The organism is Photorhabdus australis DSM 17609 (genome assembly GCF_000711895.1).
Classification (GTDB): Bacteria; Pseudomonadota; Gammaproteobacteria; order Enterobacterales; family Enterobacteriaceae; genus Photorhabdus; species Photorhabdus australis.
Genome location: NZ_JONO01000035.1, coordinates 32,731 through 50,006, shown reverse-complemented (window position 1 = coordinate 50,006; position 17,276 = coordinate 32,731). Strand labels below are relative to the sequence as shown.

Sequence of the window (17,276 nt, the reverse complement as noted above, 5' to 3'; positions counted from 1 at the left end):
ACAAAAAACAAATAAGCAAAAAGTTACTTTTCCGGATTTAAGCGAGCCCGCAGACGTTTAATCGCCTGACTATGTAACTGACTTATGCGGGACTCCCCGACTTCAAGTACTGCGCCAATCTCTTTCAGATTAAGTTCTTCCTGATAATACAGCGTCAGAACCATTTTTTCTCGCTCGGGTAACGAATCAATGGCATCAATTACCCGTTGACGAACATCACTCTCCAACAATTGTTGTAAGGGATTGGTTTCATGCCCTTCTTCAATGACAGGTTCACAGCTTTCACCATGCATTTCATGCCATTCGTCGTAAGAAAACAACTGACTGTTATTCGTATCTAACAGTATCTGCCGATATTCTACCAGATCAATCTTTAATTCTTTAGCAACTTCCTGCTCACTGGCTGGACGGCCTAAGTCTTGCTCAAGTTTACGGATGGTTTGCGTCACTTCGCGCGCATTACGTCGCACACTACGCGGAGCCCAATCACGGCTCCTTAACTCATCCAACATTGCACCTCTGATGCGTTGTACCGCATAAGTGGTAAACGCGGTTCCTTGTAAGGAATCAAAACGTTCCACCGCATTTAGTAAGCCGATTCCTCCGGCCTGAAGTAGATCATCCAGCTCCACACACGCAGGTAATCTAACTTGTAGCCTTAACGCTTCATGGCGAACTAATGGTACATAGCGCTTCCAGAGGCTGTTTTTGTCCATCACGCCTTCGGCGGTATACAAATCGCTCACAACAACAGACACCTTTGGAATAAGAGACTAACTACCATTATCCAATCCCCTAACAAGGGCAATCGTTTGAACAATGTAGTAAAAGCGCTTCTTTTTCACCTATGCGAAATTTATTGTCCGCCTAATAATAACACAAATTTTAGGCTGTTCACGATAAACGACTAAAAAAGAAGGACCGGCGAACCGATCCTTGATTTATTTGGATTTTTACGTGAATCAGGTTCACATATTGCCCTAATGAAGCGATTAACGCAGCAGAGACAATACAGTCTGAGGAACCTGGTTAGCCTGAGCCAGAACCGCAGTACCCGCTTGTTGCAGAATTTGACCACGGCTCATGTTAGACACTTCGGTCGCGTAATCAGCATCTTCGATACGGCTACGAGCAGAACTCAAGTTATTAACGGTGTTGTTCAGATTGTTAACGGTAGATTCCAGACGGTTCTGGATAGCACCCAGAGAACTGCGCAGGCTGTCAACTTGTGCCAGAGCATCATCTAAAGATTTTAATGGCTTAGCATTATCATCAAACTTGGCTGTTTTTTCACCAACTGTAACATTACCCGTTTTAGTGTCAATAGTGGCTTTATAAAATACTTCTTCACCACCTTTATCTTTACCCGTTACAACATATTGGCCATCAATTGCTTTACCATCTTTATTGTTGGCTGCCTTGACTTTGATATCAGTAACATCAGCAATAGTTGGTGGGTTTACCTTAGTATCAGTTTTACCATCAGCTCCACCTTTCACAACACCCACGTCAGTACCAACACGTACTCCACCTAATGAGCTAATATTAAATTTATCCAGCTTTAGAGTCTCACTATCAATTTTTTCCAGATTAATTTTGATAACTTCGTTATCGTTAGCGCCAACCTGAATAGTCATTTCGTTCTTTTCACTTAGAACACGAACACCATTAAATTGAGTCTGTTGAGAAATACGGTCAATTTCTTGTAAACGCTGAGTAACTTCGTCCTTAATAGAGTTAATATCACTACTGGAGTTGCTTTCGTTTTGCGCCTGAACAGTCAGTTCACGAATACGTTGTAAGTTGGTATTAATTTCGTTTAGAGCACCTTCGGTAGTCTGTGCAATAGAGATACCGTCGTTAGCGTTACGTGCCGCCTGAGTCAAACCTCTAACATTTGAAGTAAAACGGTTAGCGATCGCTTGACCAGCCGCGTCATCCTTCGCGCTGTTGATACGCAGACCAGAAGATAGACGCTCAATAGCGTTACCCAAAGTACCCTGGGATTTGGTCAGGTTATTCTGAGTCAGCAGGGACAGGCTGTTGGTGTAGATGACTTGTGCCATAGTTGGAGTTCCTTTTTAAAATCAAGTCGATATATAAGTTTGGGGTTTACCCACGGTGTTCATCACCGCCAACAGTTTTATCGGCGCTCCTCAAAGAACCTTTAATTTTTCTTGAAAAAACTTTTTCTTTTTTATCACTCTTCCCTTATAAGCCAAACAGCGCCTGTTCTTCTCGATTATTCTTACCATCAAAAAATTATTTTTATTAGTAAACTTTTCTAAAAACTTACCGATAACCGGTTCAATAGAGATTTACTAATAAAGATAAAGGAGTCAATATGGCTAGCATTTCTTCATTAGGGGCCGGATCGGGGATGGAATTAGGCCCTATACTAGATAAACTTCAAGCAGCAGAACAAAAACGGTTGGTCCCTCTGACAGAACAACAAACCAGTTATAAAGGTAAATTAACCGCTTTTGGTACATTAAAAAGTAGTTTGGAAAAACTGGAAACTGCGTCTGAGTCATTGAAAAAATTCGATAAACTTAAGACAACCACTGCCAGCGAAAAGCATGATGCATTCACTGCCAGTACCGATTCTAAAGCCAGCCCGGGTAACTACAGTATTGAAGTTAAACAATTGGCACAGGCACAATCATTACAAACAGAAAAAGTCAGTAATATCAAAGAGTACATAGGTGAGTCTTTGGGTGAAGGTAAAACCCGGACAATTACCATTACTCAACCCGGCGAAAAAAAGCCGATGAAAATTGAGCTGACAGACGGACAAACATCCATTATTGAAATCCGTGATGCAATTAATAAACAGGAAGGTAACGTCAACGCCAGTATCATTAAAGCGAAAGATGGAGAAAACTATTTAGTGCTGACAGCTAAAAAAGCTGGCACTGAATCCGTGATGACCATCACTGTTGAAGGCGATAAAAAACTTAGCGAATTTCTAAACCATACTCCGGATACAAAAGGTAAACTCACCCAAACCGTCGAAGCTAAGAATGCACTCTTGACCGTTAATAAAATCCCAATTGAGCGCCAGACAAACCATATTACCGATGCACCCGAAGGCGTTATACTGGATCTGAAAAAAACGACCGAGGATAAAGATAATCCTGGGAAACATAAGCCAGAAATGCTGGTCGTATCCCGTGATATTGAGCCGATGAAAGAGGCAATTAAAAACTGGGTTGATGCTTATAATGAGTTGCAGACAACGTTTGATTCGCTAACCAAATATAAACCCGTAAAACAAGGTGAAGAACCCTCGAAAGATAACGGCGCTTTATTAGGTGACAGTACATTACGTGGAATCCAGAACCAACTAAGAAGCCAAATTTTCAGCTCTCAGGCTGTTAATGATATTCCGACTCTGAATAAACTGGGTATTAAACAAAAACTTGATGGCAAACTGGAAATTGATAACGAAAAACTGGAAAAAAACCTAAAAGAAAAACCGGCTAATGTGAAAGCCTTCTTTATGGGTGACGGTAAAGAAACGGGTTTTGCCACCCAGACACATAAACTATTAAAAGATGCTTTGGATAGCCATGAAGGTACCTTAGTTACCGCAACCAACGGTATTAACAAACGTCTAAAAACCCTTGAGAAACAAGTAGACAGGACACAAACCAATATTAACGAAACGATTGAACGTTATAAACGCCAATTTTCACAACTGGATAAAATGGTCTCTTCCCTAAAGCAAACCAGTAACTTCTTATTACAGCAGATGAGATAATTAAAGGAAATTATGTATCAACGTTCGGCAAGTCAATTATATGCCCAGATAGATGTGGAGAGCGAAATTATGAATGCCTCCCCCTATCAGTTGATTCAGATTTTGTTCAACGGGGCGCTTAGCGCCCTGCGTCGGGCAATTATTCTGATGGAACAAGGTAATATCGCGGAAAAAGGTGCAGCTATTTCCAAAGCGATCAATATCATTGATAATGGCCTTAAACAGGGGTTAGATAACGAGAAAGGCGGAGAGCTGGCACACAATCTTGCTTCCCTTTACGACTATATGACCCAACGTTTACTCCACGCTAATTTACGCAATGATGAGCCAGCCATTACCGAAGTAATAAAATTACTCACTGAGATTTCAGAAGCTTGGCGGCAAATTGGCCCTCATCACAACGCCAGTCAGGATATTGTTTAATGGATAATGAAATGGATCTTTTGTCAGCTTACCAACGGATCCTAAGTTTAAGTGAGCAAATGCTTAATTTAGCCAAAAATGAAAAATGGGATGAGCTTGTTGATATGGAAATCACCTACCTCAAGGCAGTAGAAGTGATCAGCCACTCTTCAATATCATCGACGACTTCTCTTTCGTTACAGCAAAAAATGACCAACATTTTGCAGATAATTTTAGATAATGAAAATGAGATCAAAAAACTACTACAGAAAAGACTTGATGAATTAAGTAAACTCATCAAACAAGCAGGCCGACAGCAACTATTAAATGATAGCTACGGCCAATTCCCTGTTGAACCCTATCATATCCTTACGGAACAAAAGTAATTGAGAAATAAAGGTGATGTACTCCCATCACCATTATTTACTCGTTTTGTGAACTTATTTTAGGATGTATTGATTTCAATTCAGATTATAAGGAATAGATAAGAAATCTTGGTGATTAAATTGCGTCTGCCAGAAATGAACAATGATAAGTAAGATAACCGATACTCCTCTGAAAACCTCGAAACTCATCCACTTCATGATATGCCAAAAAATCATATTCAATTGAAAAATAAATAATTTTTATATTTTATTATTTTTACGTTCCCAAAAATAGGAAAAAAATCATTCTACCCCCACTTCGACATATTTTACCCTCCATCAAAAACTTGACCTCTAATATCTATATCCGCATAGTGTAGCTATACGCAATACAGTGCCATAATGTCGAAAATGATTAAGAGTTTCAAACATAAAGGTCTGGAAGAGTTTTTCAAAACTGGCACTACAGCAGGTATTCAACCAAAACATGCTGTAAAGTTACAAATTCAGTTAACTGCATTAAAACGGCTAAAAAACCAGATGATATGAACGCTCCGGGGTGGAAACTCCACCCACTAAAAGAGGCTGATTTAAAAGGTCACTGGGCTATATCGATCAATGGCAATTGGCGATTAACATTTGGATTTGAAGGTGAAAATGTCATTCTCGTCAACTATCAAGATTACCACTGAGGAATAACAAAATGGGCAGCACTGAAATGTGGACAGAAATGCAATCTCAGTATGATCTATAGATTGCCTTTCAACACAAAAGACCAGAAATAAAACCGATGGAATATCCTGTTTGCAGCGCCGCAGAAATTATCCACGACACTCGCGATCTCTCTTATTAACGATAGACATCAATAGCTGAATATACCTACACCTGCATATTCATAATCTCCTGATAAGAAGCCACCAGCTTATTTCTTACCTGAACACCCATTTGCAAAGCAATACTGGACTTTTGCATATCCACCATCACATCATTCAATTCAATACCAGGTACACCCAGCGTAAAATCCTGAGTTTGTTTTGTCGCATTTAAACGTGTTTGATTAATTTTACCAATAGCCGCCGTTAGTTGACTGGCAAATCCACCCTGTAATGGCATGGGTTTTGCGATACTGGCTGCCTGTAATGCCTGAGCTTGCATCTGTTGCAGCACGCCTTCAATTGCCTGAATTGACATAAAAACCTCGTGTTAAACCACCCTAGCAATTCAATGCCATATTAACCCAAGGTTTATACGGCATATTTTCAGACCGCCACCCTAACATAGCCTCCTCAATCTAAAGCGGGTAATTAACGTAAAAAGTCAGGGCTTATTGTGCCATTAAAAGATGAGTGAACAGCGAATAATGACAAAACTGAAAATAGGAAGAATTCTTTCGCTTGCGTATGGGGAGTCTGTTTTGTTACGCCACGCTTTTAGTATTCATGTTGAACAGCAAGGCAAGGATCGTCTATGAGTGCCGCAACAACCGACATTGAAAATCAAACTAATGGTTTCAGCACTATCATTAATCGGATAAAAGCTGATCCTAAAGTGCCATTATTGGTTGCAGGCAGTGCAGCCGTCGCTATTGTCATTGCCCTTTTCCTGTGGTTACGCAGCCCAGATTATCGGGTGCTTTACAGTAATCTAAGCGATAAAGACGGTGGTGATATTGTCACACAACTAACCCAGTTAAATATCCCTTACCGTTTTGCCGAAAATGGCTCTGCTATCATGATCCCTGCCGGGCAGGTGCATGAGACGCGGCTAAAACTGGCACAACAAGGATTACCTAAGGGTGGAGCTGCCGGGTTCGAGCTACTCGATAAAGAAAAGTTTGGTATCAGCCAGTTCAGTGAACAAGTTAACTATCAAAGAGCATTGGAAGGTGAACTGTCACGGACAATTGAATCTTTGGGGCCTGTGCAAAATGCCCGTGTTCATCTTGCACTCCCCAAACCGTCTCTGTTTGTTCGTGAACAAAAGTCCCCTTCCGCATCCGTTACCGTTGGGTTGCTGCAAGGCCGTACACTGGATGAAGGCCAGATCAATGCCATTGTCCATATGGTTTCCAGTAGTGTTGCTGGGCTTCCGCCAAGCAATGTCACTATCGTTGATCAAGCCGGACGCCTATTAACACAAGCCGATGCCACCGGGCGCGATCTGAATACCAGTCAGCTAAAATACATTCAGGAAGTAGAAAACCGCTTCCAGCAGCGTATTGAAGCTATTCTGACCCCGGTCGTCGGTCGTGGTAACGTTCATGCCCAAGTGACTGCCCAGGTAGATTTTTCACGCCGTGAAGAGACAGCAGAAGAATACAAACCTAACCAACCCCCTAATCAAGCCGCCGTTCGCTCAAAACAGCTAAGTGAAAGTGAACAAAGTGGAGGTCCTCTGGTTGGTGGTATTCCTGGTGCACTTTCTAATCAACCAAGCCCGCCACCGAACGCGCCGATTGATAAACCCAATACTAAAGAGAGTAATAAAAACGACAAAAGCGATAAGAAAACATCATACGCAAATAACAGCAATGAGCGCATGATGAACAGTAATCGCAATAACCGCCGTGATGAAACCACAAACTATGAAGTGGACCGGACTATTCGTCATGTACAACAGCAAGCAGGTGGTGTTGACCGCTTGTCTGTCGCGGTTGTCGTCAATTATGTCACTGTCGATGGCAAAAATGGCCCGGAAACGCAGGCATTGACACCAGAGCAACTAGCAAAAATAGAAGCGCTGACCAGAGAAGCGATGGGCTTTTCCAAAGAGCGTGGCGATAGCTTAAATGTGGTTAACACACCGTTTACTGAGAGCAAAGAAAACATCGAGGTTATTCCGGTGTGGCAGAACCCTATTCTGCTGGAAAAAGCCTTTGATTTTGGTCGCTATCTTCTCTTGATACTGGTGGCATGGCTGCTGTGGCGCAAAATGGTTGTTCCTCAACTCGCTAAAAAACGTGCCGTAGAAAAAGCCGCTCTTGAAGCACAAAAAGTTCAGAAAAAACAATCAGCTGAATCCAGTGCAGAAATGGATGAAAGAACCCGCCAGAGACTGACACGTCAACGGGTCAGTGCTGAAATTCAAAGCCAGCGTATCCGCGAACTGGCAGAAAAAGATCCTCGCGTTGTGGCGCTGGTGATCCGTCAATGGATGAGTAACGAACAATGAGCCTAAACGGAACAGAAAAAAGCGCCGTCATGTTAATGACCTTGGGAGAAGATCAGGCGGCAGAGGTGTTTAAACACCTGAATTCCCGGGAAGTCCAGCAACTTAGTATTACAATGGCAGGTATGCGCCAGGTTTCCAACCAACAATTGGTCGATGTATTAGCAGAGTTCGAAGAAGATGCCAGCCAGTATGCGGCATTGAGTATCAATGCCAGTGATTATCTGCGTTCAGTGTTAATTAAAGCGCTGGGTGAAGAGCGCGCTTCCAGCCTGCTTGAGGATATTCTCGAATCCCGTGAAACCACCACCGGTATTGAAACCCTCAACTTTATGGAACCCCAAATGGCAGCCGATATGATCCGTGACGAACATCCACAGATTATCGCCACCATTCTGGTTCACCTAAATCGCGGACAGGCAGCCGATATCCTTGCGCTATTTGATGACAAATTGCGTAACGACATCATGCTGCGTATCGCCACTTTCGGCGGAGTCCAACCGGCTGCGTTGGCCGAACTGACAGAAGTGCTCAATAATCTGTTAGATGGTCAAAACCTTAAACGCAGTAAAATGGGAGGTATTCGTACCGCCGCTGAAATCATTAACCTAATGAAAAGTCAGCAGGAAGAGAATGTTATCGAAGCAATGCGCTCCTACGATAATGAACTGGCACAAAAAATCATTGATGAAATGTTCCTGTTCGAAAACCTCATTGATGTGGATGACCGCAGTATCCAGCGTCTGTTGCAGGAAATCTCTACCGACTCCTTGCTCATTGCCCTGAAAGGCTGCAACCAGCAACTACGCGACCACTTCCTCAATAATATGTCTCAACGTGCCGCAGAGATTATGCGCGACGATCTGGCAAATCGTGGGCCGGTACGTATGTCGCAGGTAGAAAGCGAACAGAAAGCCATCCTGCTTATTGTTCGTCGTCTGGCAGAAAGCGGGGAGATTATCCTGAATGGTGGCGATGATAGCTATGTCTGATAAGTTGAACAATGCCGGCTGGCAGCCATGGAAACCCAATGAACTCACACAGTGGGAGAAACTGCAGGCCAAACCAGAGCCTACTGACGACTCACAGGAAACTGCTGAGCATGATGAAATCCTTCAGCAAGCGGCGATGCTGGATAACCTGAAAGAACAAGCCCGACAAGCAGGACATGAGCAAGGATTTGCCGAAGGCCAAGCTCAAGGCTATGAAAAAGGCTACCAGGTCGGCTTAGAAGCCGGTCTGGAACAGGGATTGCAGAATGCAAGCCAGCAGCAACAACCCATTACAGAACAATGGCAAAGCATGCTGGCTGATTTCCAGCATTCACTTGAAGGTCTCGATACCATTATCGCATCCCGTTTGATGCAGTTATCACTGACCGCCGCAAAACAGATCTTAGGACAGCCGGCGATCTGTGATGGTACTGCTCTGCTCAACCAGATCCGTGAATTTATCCAACAGGAACCGATGTTCAGCGGTAAACCGCAACTCCGGGTTCATCCGCAAGATCTTCCAATGGTTGAGAAGCAACTGGGAAATACGCTCTCACTACACGGTTGGCGTTTACTGGCAGATAACAAACTGCACCCTGGTGGTTGCAAAATCAGTGCAGATGAAGGCGATTTAGATGCCAGCCTGGCTACTCGCTGGCATGAATTATGCCGGTTGGCAGCTCCAGGAGAATTGTAATGACGGCAAGACTCGGACGTTGGTTAGCAACACTGGATGCTTTTGAGAAAAAGCTAGAGAAAACTTCGCCGGTTCGTCGTTATGGGCGTCTGACCAGAGCAACAGGGTTAGTTATGGAAGCAACAGGCTTACATCTACCTCTGGGAGCAACATGTCTGATTGAGCGGCAAAATGGCGGCAATATTGAAGAAGTTGAAAGTGAAGTCGTTGGTTTTAATGGCGACAAGCTTTTATTGATGCCACTTGAAGATCTGGAAGGTATTGTACCCGGCGCCCGTGTTTATTCCCGTCCGTACAGCGGTGAAGATTGCAGTAGTGGGCGCCAGTTACCGCTTGGTCCGGAACTGCTGGGACGAGTGCTAGATGGTGCTGGCCGCCCACTGGATGGCTTTCCATCACCCGATACTGGCTATCGCGCACCACTGACCACACCACCAATTAACCCACTGCAGCGCACACCAATCAGTGAAGTATTGGATGTCGGCGTACGGGCGATCAATGCCCTTCTGACAGTAGGCCGCGGGCAGCGTATGGGCTTGTTTGCTGGTTCTGGCGTGGGTAAGAGCGTTCTGCTTGGCATGATGGCACGTTATACACAAGCAGATGTGATTGTCGTTGGCTTGATCGGAGAACGTGGCCGCGAAGTTAAAGACTTCATTGAAAATATCCTTGGCGCAGCCGGCTTAGCCCGTTCAGTAGTGGTTGCCGCACCTGCCGATATTTCACCGTTATTACGTATGCAAGGTGCATCCTACGCTACCCGTATCGCTGAAGACTTCCGGGACCGGGGTAAGCATGTATTGCTGATTATGGATTCATTAACCCGCTATAGTATGGCGCAGCGTGAAATTGCATTAGCCATCGGCGAACCACCAGCAACCAAAGGCTATCCCCCTTCCGTTTTCGCTAAACTTCCGGCTCTGGTGGAGCGTGCCGGGAATGGTGTAAACGGCGGTGGTTCGATTACCGCGTTTTACACCGTCCTGACCGAAGGGGATGATCAGCAAGATCCCATAGCCGATGCTGCCAGGGCCATTCTGGATGGTCACATTGTGCTTTCCCGTTCGCTGGCAGAATCAGGCCACTACCCGGCGATTGATATCGAAGCCTCTATCAGCCGCGCCATGACATCACTCATTGATAAACAACATTACCGGCAGGTACAACAGTTCAAACAACTGCTCGCAAGTTATCAGCGCAACCGTGACTTAATCAACGTTGGCGCCTATGCCGCAGGTAGTGATCCGCTCCTGGATAAAGCGATTGAGCTTTATCCCTACATGGCACAATTCTTACAACAGGATATTGAAGAGCGCAGTGAATATGCAGCTGCCTGTACTCAACTACAACAGTTATTACCTATGTAACGTAATGATTTTCTATCTGTTGCCATTAAAGCGAGGAATAAGATGCAGCAACAATCACCTCTCATGACCTTGCGTGAACTTGCACAAAATGCAGTGGAAAAAGCAGCGACTCATCTTGCACAGGTTCGTCAAAACCATCAGCAAATGGAGCAACAACTTGCAACATTGATAGGTTATCAAGATGAGTACCGAGTACGCCTGAACGACACACTCAGTAGCGGTATGCCATGTACTACCTGGCAAAACTATCAGCAATTCATGAAAACGCTGGAAAAAGCAATTGAACAGCACAAATTGCAACTCAATCAATGGCAACAACGGCTTGATACAGCTTTATTACAGTGGCAGGAAAAACAGCAGCGTCTCAATGCCTTTGATACTTTGCAACAGCGGGCGGATAACAGCCGAAGATTACATCAGAACCGAACGGAGCAAAAACAAATGGATGAGTATGCCCAACGTAGCGCACAATGGAGAAATAAATAATGAATATCACTCTTTTGCCTGCTGACCTGAAATCGGCAGAAAACCCGCAAATGTACAGTGATTCACTCACTGACTCCGAGCAACCTTCGACTTTTGCTCAATTTCTTAATCTGGAAACCGAACCGGCACAAAAAGGTATGATTAAACCGGGAAAAGTATCATCTAAAGAAGGAAAAGAGATCACAGATGATACCAATAACGGTTTATCCTTTTTGTTATCTATCTCCCCTGAAATGCCAGCAGAATCTATTGGCGCCTCACTGATTCCCCTTGATGTAAAAACAGAAGTCAACAAACAACCGGTTCTTGTTGATGAAAAACTCATGTCAGCAGAAGAATTGGCTGCAAGTTTACCCGTACAATTATCCGGGTTAGCAATCAGGTCAGAAAACCAGCAAGAAGCTCCTCAACTCGCTGGACTCATTGCACATGGCAATAAAAACCTCCGGGATTTTCCTAAAGAATCTGGGGCGACAGAATTACCAACAGAAGAAAATCTTCTGACAGCTATGCCAGAACAGGCAAAACAGGCAGAAAAAGCAGAAGCGCTTTTTAAAACCAAACCTGAAAACGAACCGGTGCAACATTCTCAGGTAAAATCCAAGCTTGCTCCGGCAACTATTCAACACGGGATTCAACCTGAAAGTGCAACGCAAAATCATCCACGTGAACCTGTACTGATTCAGACCACTGCTCAAGCTGAGATCCAGCCCACGCCGACCACCACTGACAATCAACAAACTGGACAAATATCCGCTGTAACAACTTCTCCCCTGCTCTCCGCAGGGCACAATCAAACAACCCAGTTTCAGTTATCCAGCGCTTCCACCCCTTTGCTAAGTGCTCAATTGGGTAGTGAAGAGTGGCAACAACAATTAAACCAGCAAATCATGTTATTTAACCGCAATGGCTTGCAACAGGCAGAACTACGCCTGCACCCACAAGAACTGGGCACATTACAAATCCGCATGTCTGTCGAAGATAATCAGGCCCAATTACATCTGGCATCAGCTCATAGTCATGTCCGGGCTGCGCTAGAAGCAGCATTACCAGGCCTTCGCCACGCTTTAGCAGAAAGTGGTATTCAACTGACGCAAAGCAGTGTCAGCAGTGACAGCTCCACCCCGTGGCAACAAGAACAGCGGTCTGGTTCACAAAATTCCGGCAGCGACAGAAGCCACAACGCTAACACCTCATCAGAAAGCCTTTCTGCTACAGAATCCACCATAAATTTAACACCTCATCAACTGGCATCAGTCCGGGGAGGTGTAGATATTTTCGCCTGATGGTGAAAGGTATTTATCCGCATGATATCCAATAGATTGTAGGTTGCAGCACAACAGCAAATAAACAGAATCCCCGGAAGCATAGATAACGATGCAACCGGGGTAAATGAAAGCAGCTAACAAAGTAGCAACTTGAAAGATCAAAGTTATCAACAAGGTTCACAACAAACGAACGAGTTAGTGGTTTTTTCCCCGTTTGTTCCGGCTATTGCCAGCGAAAATACGCGGGATAATGACTATCGATATTGATGGATAAGCAAGTCCGCCACGGAATGAGCGGACACTTGTCCGCAACGAAAACAGGAATTTGTCTGTCCATGTCTGACTATAGCTACGAGCGTAAACGCAAAAATCCATTTTGGATGATACTGTTAGTACTGATTGCCGTTATCGGTGCCGCCATCGGGGGATACAGTTGGTGGGCATTTAAACAGGCAGAAAAAAGTGACTCTGTGGCATCAAAAACCATAGAAGTCCCTGTATTTATGACTCTGGAACCTTTTACCGTCAATCTGATCGACAACGAAGATCACTTTGACCGTGTGCTCTATGTTGGCGTGACTCTACGTTTAACCGATGAAAAAACCCGCCAGCGCTTCCATGAGTATCTACCGGAAATTCGTAGCCGTATGTTGTTATTACTATCACGCCAGAAATCAGCAGAACTGGCTCATGATAACGGCAAATTGCGTCTGATGAACGATATCAAACAAACGCTTAGCCCAACATTGGTACCCGGTGAACCGGATCAGGTTATCACCGACGTACTGTTTACCACGTTTATTCTGCGATAATCAGCATGAGTGACAATATTCTTTCACAGGCAGAGATTGATGCTCTGCTCAATGGCGACAGTGCCAGTGACGACACAGAAAATACCGCATCCCGGGAAAATGAGGTTCGTCCTTATGATCCGAATACACAACGCCGCGTTGTCCGGGAACGTCTGCAAGCACTGGAAATTATTAATGAACGCTTTGCCCGTCATTTCAGGATGGGGCTGTTTAACATGCTCCGCCGGAGTCCTGATATTACGGTCGGTGCAATAAAAATCCAGCCTTATCATGAATTTGCTCGTAATCTGGCGGTGCCAACTAACCTTAATCTGGTTCATCTGAAACCATTGCGAGGAACAGCGCTGTTTGCATTTGCGCCAAGTCTGGTTTACATCGCCGTAGATAACCTGTTCGGTGGTGATGGGCGCTTCCCGACCAAAGTAGAAGGCCGTGAATTCACCCATACTGAGCAACGGGTGATTAACCGGATGCTACGGATGGCGTTAGATTCCTATCGTGATGCGTGGGATTCCATTTTCAAAATTGAAGTGGAATATGTGCGCTCTGAAATGCAGGTGAAATTCACCAACATCACCACATCACCGAACGATATTGTGGTGACAACACCGTTTCAGGTAGAAATCGGGGCACTGAGTGGTGAATTTAACATCTGTATTCCATTTGCCATGATCGAACCATTACGGGAACGCCTGACCAACCCACCGCTGGAAAATGTCCGGCAGGAAGACAGTCTATGGCGGGAAAGCCTGGTAAAACAGGTTCAACACTCAGAACTGGAACTGGTCGCTAATTTTGTTGATATCCCGCTGAGATTGTCAAAAATCCTGCAACTTCAGCCGGGAGATATATTGCCTATTGATAAACCCGAACGCCTGATCGTTCACGTCGACGGTGTGCCAGTGCTCACCAGCCAGTACGGAACATTAAACGGGCAATATGCCCTGCGCGTCGAACACCTTATTAACCCTGTTTTAAATGCTCTGGATGAGGAACAGCCCAATGAGTGATGCTAAGCAACCCACAGATACCGCTGCCACCGGATCTGCCGAAGATATGTGGGCAGAAGCTCTGGAACAACAGGCCGCGCAACAACAAACCTCTGACAGTAGCGCGGCGATTTTTGAATCTCTGGAGCCGCAGGATGCACTGGCTCACTTATCGGATATTGATCTGATTTTGGATATTCCGGTCAAATTATCTGTAGAGCTGGGCCGGACAAAAATGACGATTAAACAACTGCTGAGATTATCTCAAGGCTCTGTTGTTTCTCTTGATGGTCTTGCCGGGGAACCATTGGATATTTTAATCAACGGATACCTGATTGCTCAGGGTGAAGTGGTAGTTGTATCGGATAAATACGGCATCCGTATCACCGATATCATTACACCTTCTGAACGTATGCGTCGCCTGAGTCGCTAACATGGCTTTCCAGCCTTCTCTTCATAATGGCGCGACAGAGCCTGTCGCGCAAACTCAGGCTGTTACTCAGGTAACAACCTCCGCTCCACTTCCCGCAGGCCAAACATTGATGCAAGTCAGCAGTGCGCTGGCGGGGGTTTTGCTGTTGATTTTCACCATTACCTGGTTAATACGCCGTATGGGGCTAATTCCCGGTAAAGGGAAAACTCAGCAACAATTGAGTATCAAAGCCAGTTGCTCTCTTGGGCAACGTGAACGTGTCGTTATTGTGGAAGTCGAAAATGACTGGCTGGTATTGGGTGTCACTGCCCAGCAAATTAATTTGCTACATCAAATGCCAATACCTGAATCCAGCCGTAATAACCCCGAAGAACAAGCCGGAAAACCAGCACTATTTGGTCAGATCTTAAAAAATACGCTGATGCGCCAAGGCAAGGATGATGAAAAAAAGTAGTTCTTTCTTTATGACCAATCACCATAAACTCGCGGTATCATGCCGCCTGGCGATTACGCTTACCGCACTTATTTTACCCATGGATGTCTCGGCGCAACTGCCAGGGATTATCAGTCAACCATTAGCCAATGGCGGACAAAGCTGGTCACTGCCGGTTCAAACTTTAGTTTTTATTACTGCGCTGGGTTTTATTCCCGCTGCTTTACTCATGATGACCAGTTTTACCCGTATTATTATCGTACTGGGTTTACTGCGTAATGCTTTAGGCACACCATCAGCGCCACCTAATCAGGTTTTACTCGGACTGGCTTTATTTATGACATTTTTCATTATGTCACCGGTTTTCGATAAAGTTTATCAGGATGCTTATCTGCCTTTTAGTGAAGATAAAATCAGCCTGGAAACCGCTTTAGAAAATGGCGCCAAACCACTGCGGCAGTTTATGTTACGTCAGACAAGGGAAAACGATTTAGCTCTGTTTGCTCGTCTTGCTGATCAACCGCCGTTTGAAACGGCAGATTCCGTTCCTATGCGAGTCCTAATGCCAGCATTTATTACCAGCGAATTGAAAACAGCTTTCCAGATTGGTTTCACTTTGTTTATCCCATTTCTAATTATTGACTTGGTGGTCGCCAGTGTATTGATGGCATTGGGTATGATGATGGTGCCCCCTGCCACCATCTCATTGCCCTTTAAACTTATGTTGTTTGTATTAGTTGACGGTTGGCAATTACTACTGGGTTCTCTGGCACAAAGTTTCTACGGTTGATCTAAAAAGAGACAAATATTATGACTCCTGAATCGGTAATGGCATTGGGCACAGAGGCAATGGAAGTCGCACTGGCACTGGCAGCACCGCTGCTTTTAGCGGCTTTATTATGTGGTTTAATTGTGAGCTTATTACAAGCTGCCACCCAAGTTAACGAAATGACACTGTCATTTATTCCCAAAATTCTGGCGGTATTTGTCACAACTGTTATTGCGGGTCCCTGGATGCTGAATCTGTTTCTGGATTACATGCGAGAACTCTACAGCAACATACCTGCAATAATTGGCTGATTATGATCACCTTTGATAGTGCAATGCTGAGCCAATTTGTCAGTGAATTTTTCTGGCCGCTGGTTCGGGTACTTGCGTTGTTCAGTACCGCACCATTATTCAGTGAAAAACAGGCAACCAAGAAAGTCAAAATCGGGCTGGCCGTGATGGTAACACTGCTTTTGATGCCAAACCTACAACCGGCCAAAGTCCCCATTTTCTCTGTTGCCGCATTTTGGGTGATGGTCCAGCAAATCCTGATTGGTGCATCACTCGGTCTTACCATGCAAATTGCTTTTGCCGCCGTTCGTCATGCAGGTGAAATAATTGGTTTACAAATGGGCCTGTCATTTGCCACCTTTTTCGATCCTTCTGGTGGCCCCAATATGCCTATTCTGGCACGGATCTTTAATCTTCTGACTCTATTACTATTTTTGGCTTTCGACGGTCATCTGTGGTTATTATCCGTTCTGGCAGATACATTCCAGATCATTCCAATACAACCACTGCAACTCAGTGCCCAAGGATTTCTGCTTCTGGCACAAAGCGCCAGCATGATATTCATCAACGGCATGATGTTGGCTCTACCATTGATCACGCTATTATTAACATTGAATTTATCATTGGGGATTTTAAACCGGATGACACCACAACTTTCTATCTTTGTGGTTGGTTTTCCGTTAACTCTCACCACTGGCATATTAGTACTAACGCTTTTAATCCCTATGTTAGCGCCATTTACTGAACGTATGTTTAGTGAATTATTTAATCGACTGGCAGTAATTATTAGTGGAATGGTTATTTGAAGACATTTTTTAAACCGGAATTAATCTAAAAAAAACATAAGTATTCTATACGGCATAAATCGTACTGTTTTATGCTACAAAATCTTATCGATAGGTAAAATAAAAACGTATTTTGCTATTTTGCTATTTTGCTATTTTGCTATTTTGCTATTTTAGTATTTTAGTATTTTAGTATTTTAGTATTTTAGTATTTTAGTATTTTAGTATTTTAGTATTTTAGTATTTTAGTATTTTAG

At 44.3% G+C, this 17,276-nt stretch carries 19 protein-coding genes and 1 pseudogene; 17 read left to right on the top strand and 3 right to left on the bottom strand.

Annotated features, from left to right (window positions below; genetic code table 11):
* Nucleotides 1-23 precede the first annotated feature (23 nt).
* Complete coding sequence (locus tag BO26_RS11525) at nt 24-746, bottom strand: RNA polymerase sigma factor FliA (RefSeq protein ID WP_036771487.1); 723 nt, start codon at nt 744-746, stop codon at nt 24-26.
* Between the two features lie 246 nt (nt 747-992).
* The gene (locus BO26_RS11520; RefSeq protein ID WP_036771486.1) at nt 993-2,066 is read right to left on the bottom strand and encodes a FliC/FljB family flagellin; all 1,074 of its coding nucleotides are present in this window, start codon (nt 2,064-2,066) and stop codon (nt 993-995) included.
* 278 nt (nt 2,067-2,344) lie between these two features.
* On the opposite strand from BO26_RS11520, the gene fliD reads away from it, so the two are divergent.
* The 4 genes and pseudogenes from fliD (at nt 2,345) to BO26_RS11500 (ending at nt 5,222) form a co-directional block, all read left to right on the top strand.
* Nucleotides 2,345-3,763, top strand: coding sequence for a flagellar filament capping protein FliD (gene fliD / locus BO26_RS11515; RefSeq protein ID WP_036771485.1), 1,419 nt, complete (start codon nt 2,345-2,347; stop codon nt 3,761-3,763).
* A gap of 12 nt (nt 3,764-3,775) precedes the next feature.
* On the top strand, nt 3,776-4,186 hold the full coding sequence (gene fliS / locus BO26_RS11510; RefSeq protein ID WP_036771484.1) for a flagellar export chaperone FliS: 411 nt from the start codon (nt 3,776-3,778) through the stop codon (nt 4,184-4,186).
* The gene (gene fliT / locus BO26_RS11505; protein ID WP_036771483.1) at nt 4,186-4,551 is read left to right on the top strand and encodes a flagella biosynthesis regulatory protein FliT; all 366 of its coding nucleotides are present in this window, start codon (nt 4,186-4,188) and stop codon (nt 4,549-4,551) included. The genes fliS and fliT overlap by 1 nt, the downstream gene beginning before the upstream one ends.
* A gap of 390 nt (nt 4,552-4,941) precedes the next feature.
* Nucleotides 4,942-5,222 (top strand): annotated as a pseudogene (locus BO26_RS11500) (type II toxin-antitoxin system RelE/ParE family toxin).
* Between the two features lie 187 nt (nt 5,223-5,409).
* On the opposite strand, the gene fliE reads toward BO26_RS11500, so the two are convergent.
* Nucleotides 5,410-5,721: a flagellar hook-basal body complex protein FliE gene (gene fliE, locus BO26_RS11495; RefSeq protein WP_036771482.1), complete on the bottom strand. Its 312-nt coding sequence runs from the start codon at nt 5,719-5,721 to the stop codon at nt 5,410-5,412.
* Between the two features lie 276 nt (nt 5,722-5,997).
* On the opposite strand from fliE, the gene fliF reads away from it, so the two are divergent.
* From fliF to fliR, 13 genes are all read left to right on the top strand, one after another.
* The gene (gene fliF / locus BO26_RS11490; protein ID WP_036771481.1) at nt 5,998-7,701 is read left to right on the top strand and encodes a flagellar basal-body MS-ring/collar protein FliF; all 1,704 of its coding nucleotides are present in this window, start codon (nt 5,998-6,000) and stop codon (nt 7,699-7,701) included.
* Nucleotides 7,698-8,690 carry a flagellar motor switch protein FliG gene (gene fliG / locus BO26_RS11485; RefSeq protein WP_036771480.1) on the top strand — a complete coding sequence of 331 codons (993 nt, stop codon included), beginning with the start codon at nt 7,698-7,700 and terminating at the stop codon, nt 8,688-8,690. Before fliF ends, fliG begins: the two co-directional genes overlap by 4 nt.
* Nucleotides 8,683-9,387 (top strand): flagellar assembly protein FliH, encoded by a 705-nt coding sequence (gene fliH / locus BO26_RS11480; RefSeq protein ID WP_036771479.1) that lies wholly within the window; start codon nt 8,683-8,685, stop codon nt 9,385-9,387. The genes fliG and fliH overlap by 8 nt, the downstream gene beginning before the upstream one ends.
* Entirely contained in the window at nt 9,387-10,754 is a 1,368-nt protein-coding gene (gene fliI, locus BO26_RS11475; protein WP_036771478.1) for a flagellar protein export ATPase FliI, read from the top strand. Before fliH ends, fliI begins: the two co-directional genes overlap by 1 nt.
* 42 nt (nt 10,755-10,796) lie before the next feature.
* Nucleotides 10,797-11,240 (top strand): flagellar export protein FliJ, encoded by a 444-nt coding sequence (fliJ, locus tag BO26_RS11470; RefSeq protein WP_036771477.1) that lies wholly within the window; start codon nt 10,797-10,799, stop codon nt 11,238-11,240.
* The gene (locus BO26_RS11465) at nt 11,240-12,526 is read left to right on the top strand and encodes a flagellar hook-length control protein FliK (RefSeq protein ID WP_036771476.1); all 1,287 of its coding nucleotides are present in this window, start codon (nt 11,240-11,242) and stop codon (nt 12,524-12,526) included. Before fliJ ends, BO26_RS11465 begins: the two co-directional genes overlap by 1 nt.
* Nucleotides 12,527-12,843: 317 nt before the next feature.
* Nucleotides 12,844-13,320: a flagellar basal body-associated protein FliL gene (gene fliL, locus BO26_RS11460; protein WP_036771475.1), complete on the top strand. Its 477-nt coding sequence runs from the start codon at nt 12,844-12,846 to the stop codon at nt 13,318-13,320.
* Nucleotides 13,321-13,325: 5 nt separating this feature from the next.
* Nucleotides 13,326-14,330, top strand: a complete 1,005-nt coding sequence (gene fliM, locus BO26_RS11455) for a flagellar motor switch protein FliM (protein ID WP_036771474.1) — start codon at nt 13,326-13,328, stop codon at nt 14,328-14,330.
* Nucleotides 14,323-14,742 (top strand): flagellar motor switch protein FliN, encoded by a 420-nt coding sequence (gene fliN / locus BO26_RS11450; RefSeq protein WP_011146202.1) that lies wholly within the window; start codon nt 14,323-14,325, stop codon nt 14,740-14,742. The genes fliM and fliN overlap by 8 nt, the downstream gene beginning before the upstream one ends.
* A gap of 1 nt (nt 14,743) precedes the next feature.
* Nucleotides 14,744-15,196 carry a flagellar biosynthetic protein FliO gene (gene fliO, locus BO26_RS11445; RefSeq protein ID WP_036771472.1) on the top strand — a complete coding sequence of 151 codons (453 nt, stop codon included), beginning with the start codon at nt 14,744-14,746 and terminating at the stop codon, nt 15,194-15,196.
* A gap of 79 nt (nt 15,197-15,275) precedes the next feature.
* Entirely contained in the window at nt 15,276-15,965 is a 690-nt protein-coding gene (fliP, locus tag BO26_RS11440; RefSeq protein WP_110882744.1) for a flagellar type III secretion system pore protein FliP, read from the top strand.
* Between the two features lie 20 nt (nt 15,966-15,985).
* Entirely contained in the window at nt 15,986-16,255 is a 270-nt protein-coding gene (fliQ, locus tag BO26_RS11435; protein WP_036771470.1) for a flagellar biosynthesis protein FliQ, read from the top strand.
* Between the two features lie 2 nt (nt 16,256-16,257).
* A complete protein-coding gene (fliR, locus tag BO26_RS11430) occupies nt 16,258-17,040 on the top strand; it encodes a flagellar biosynthetic protein FliR (RefSeq protein WP_036771468.1) in 783 nt (260 codons plus the stop codon).
* Nucleotides 17,041-17,276 lie beyond the last annotated feature (236 nt).

Bases quoted from the DNA above. Each gene is read 5' to 3' on its own strand.
- BO26_RS11520 (WP_036771486.1), bottom strand. From the start codon at position 2,066: ATGGCACAAGTCATCTACACCAACAGCCTGTCCCTGCTGACTCAGAAT.
- fliD (WP_036771485.1), top strand. From the start codon at position 2,345: ATGGCTAGCATTTCTTCATTAGGGGCCGGATCGGGGATGGAATTAGGC.
- fliS (WP_036771484.1), top strand. From the start codon at position 3,776: ATGTATCAACGTTCGGCAAGTCAATTATATGCCCAGATAGATGTGGAG.
- fliT (WP_036771483.1), top strand. From the start codon at position 4,186: ATGGATAATGAAATGGATCTTTTGTCAGCTTACCAACGGATCCTAAGT.
- fliE (WP_036771482.1), bottom strand. From the start codon at position 5,721: ATGTCAATTCAGGCAATTGAAGGCGTGCTGCAACAGATGCAAGCTCAG.
- fliF (WP_036771481.1), top strand. From the start codon at position 5,998: ATGAGTGCCGCAACAACCGACATTGAAAATCAAACTAATGGTTTCAGC.
- fliG (WP_036771480.1), top strand. From the start codon at position 7,698: ATGAGCCTAAACGGAACAGAAAAAAGCGCCGTCATGTTAATGACCTTG.
- fliH (WP_036771479.1), top strand. From the start codon at position 8,683: ATGTCTGATAAGTTGAACAATGCCGGCTGGCAGCCATGGAAACCCAAT.
- fliI (WP_036771478.1), top strand. From the start codon at position 9,387: ATGACGGCAAGACTCGGACGTTGGTTAGCAACACTGGATGCTTTTGAG.
- fliJ (WP_036771477.1), top strand. From the start codon at position 10,797: ATGCAGCAACAATCACCTCTCATGACCTTGCGTGAACTTGCACAAAAT.
- BO26_RS11465 (WP_036771476.1), top strand. From the start codon at position 11,240: ATGAATATCACTCTTTTGCCTGCTGACCTGAAATCGGCAGAAAACCCG.
- fliL (WP_036771475.1), top strand. From the start codon at position 12,844: ATGTCTGACTATAGCTACGAGCGTAAACGCAAAAATCCATTTTGGATG.
- fliM (WP_036771474.1), top strand. From the start codon at position 13,326: ATGAGTGACAATATTCTTTCACAGGCAGAGATTGATGCTCTGCTCAAT.
- fliN (WP_011146202.1), top strand. From the start codon at position 14,323: ATGAGTGATGCTAAGCAACCCACAGATACCGCTGCCACCGGATCTGCC.
- fliO (WP_036771472.1), top strand. From the start codon at position 14,744: ATGGCTTTCCAGCCTTCTCTTCATAATGGCGCGACAGAGCCTGTCGCG.
- fliP (WP_110882744.1), top strand. From the start codon at position 15,276: ATGGATGTCTCGGCGCAACTGCCAGGGATTATCAGTCAACCATTAGCC.
- fliQ (WP_036771470.1), top strand. From the start codon at position 15,986: ATGACTCCTGAATCGGTAATGGCATTGGGCACAGAGGCAATGGAAGTC.
- fliR (WP_036771468.1), top strand. From the start codon at position 16,258: ATGATCACCTTTGATAGTGCAATGCTGAGCCAATTTGTCAGTGAATTT.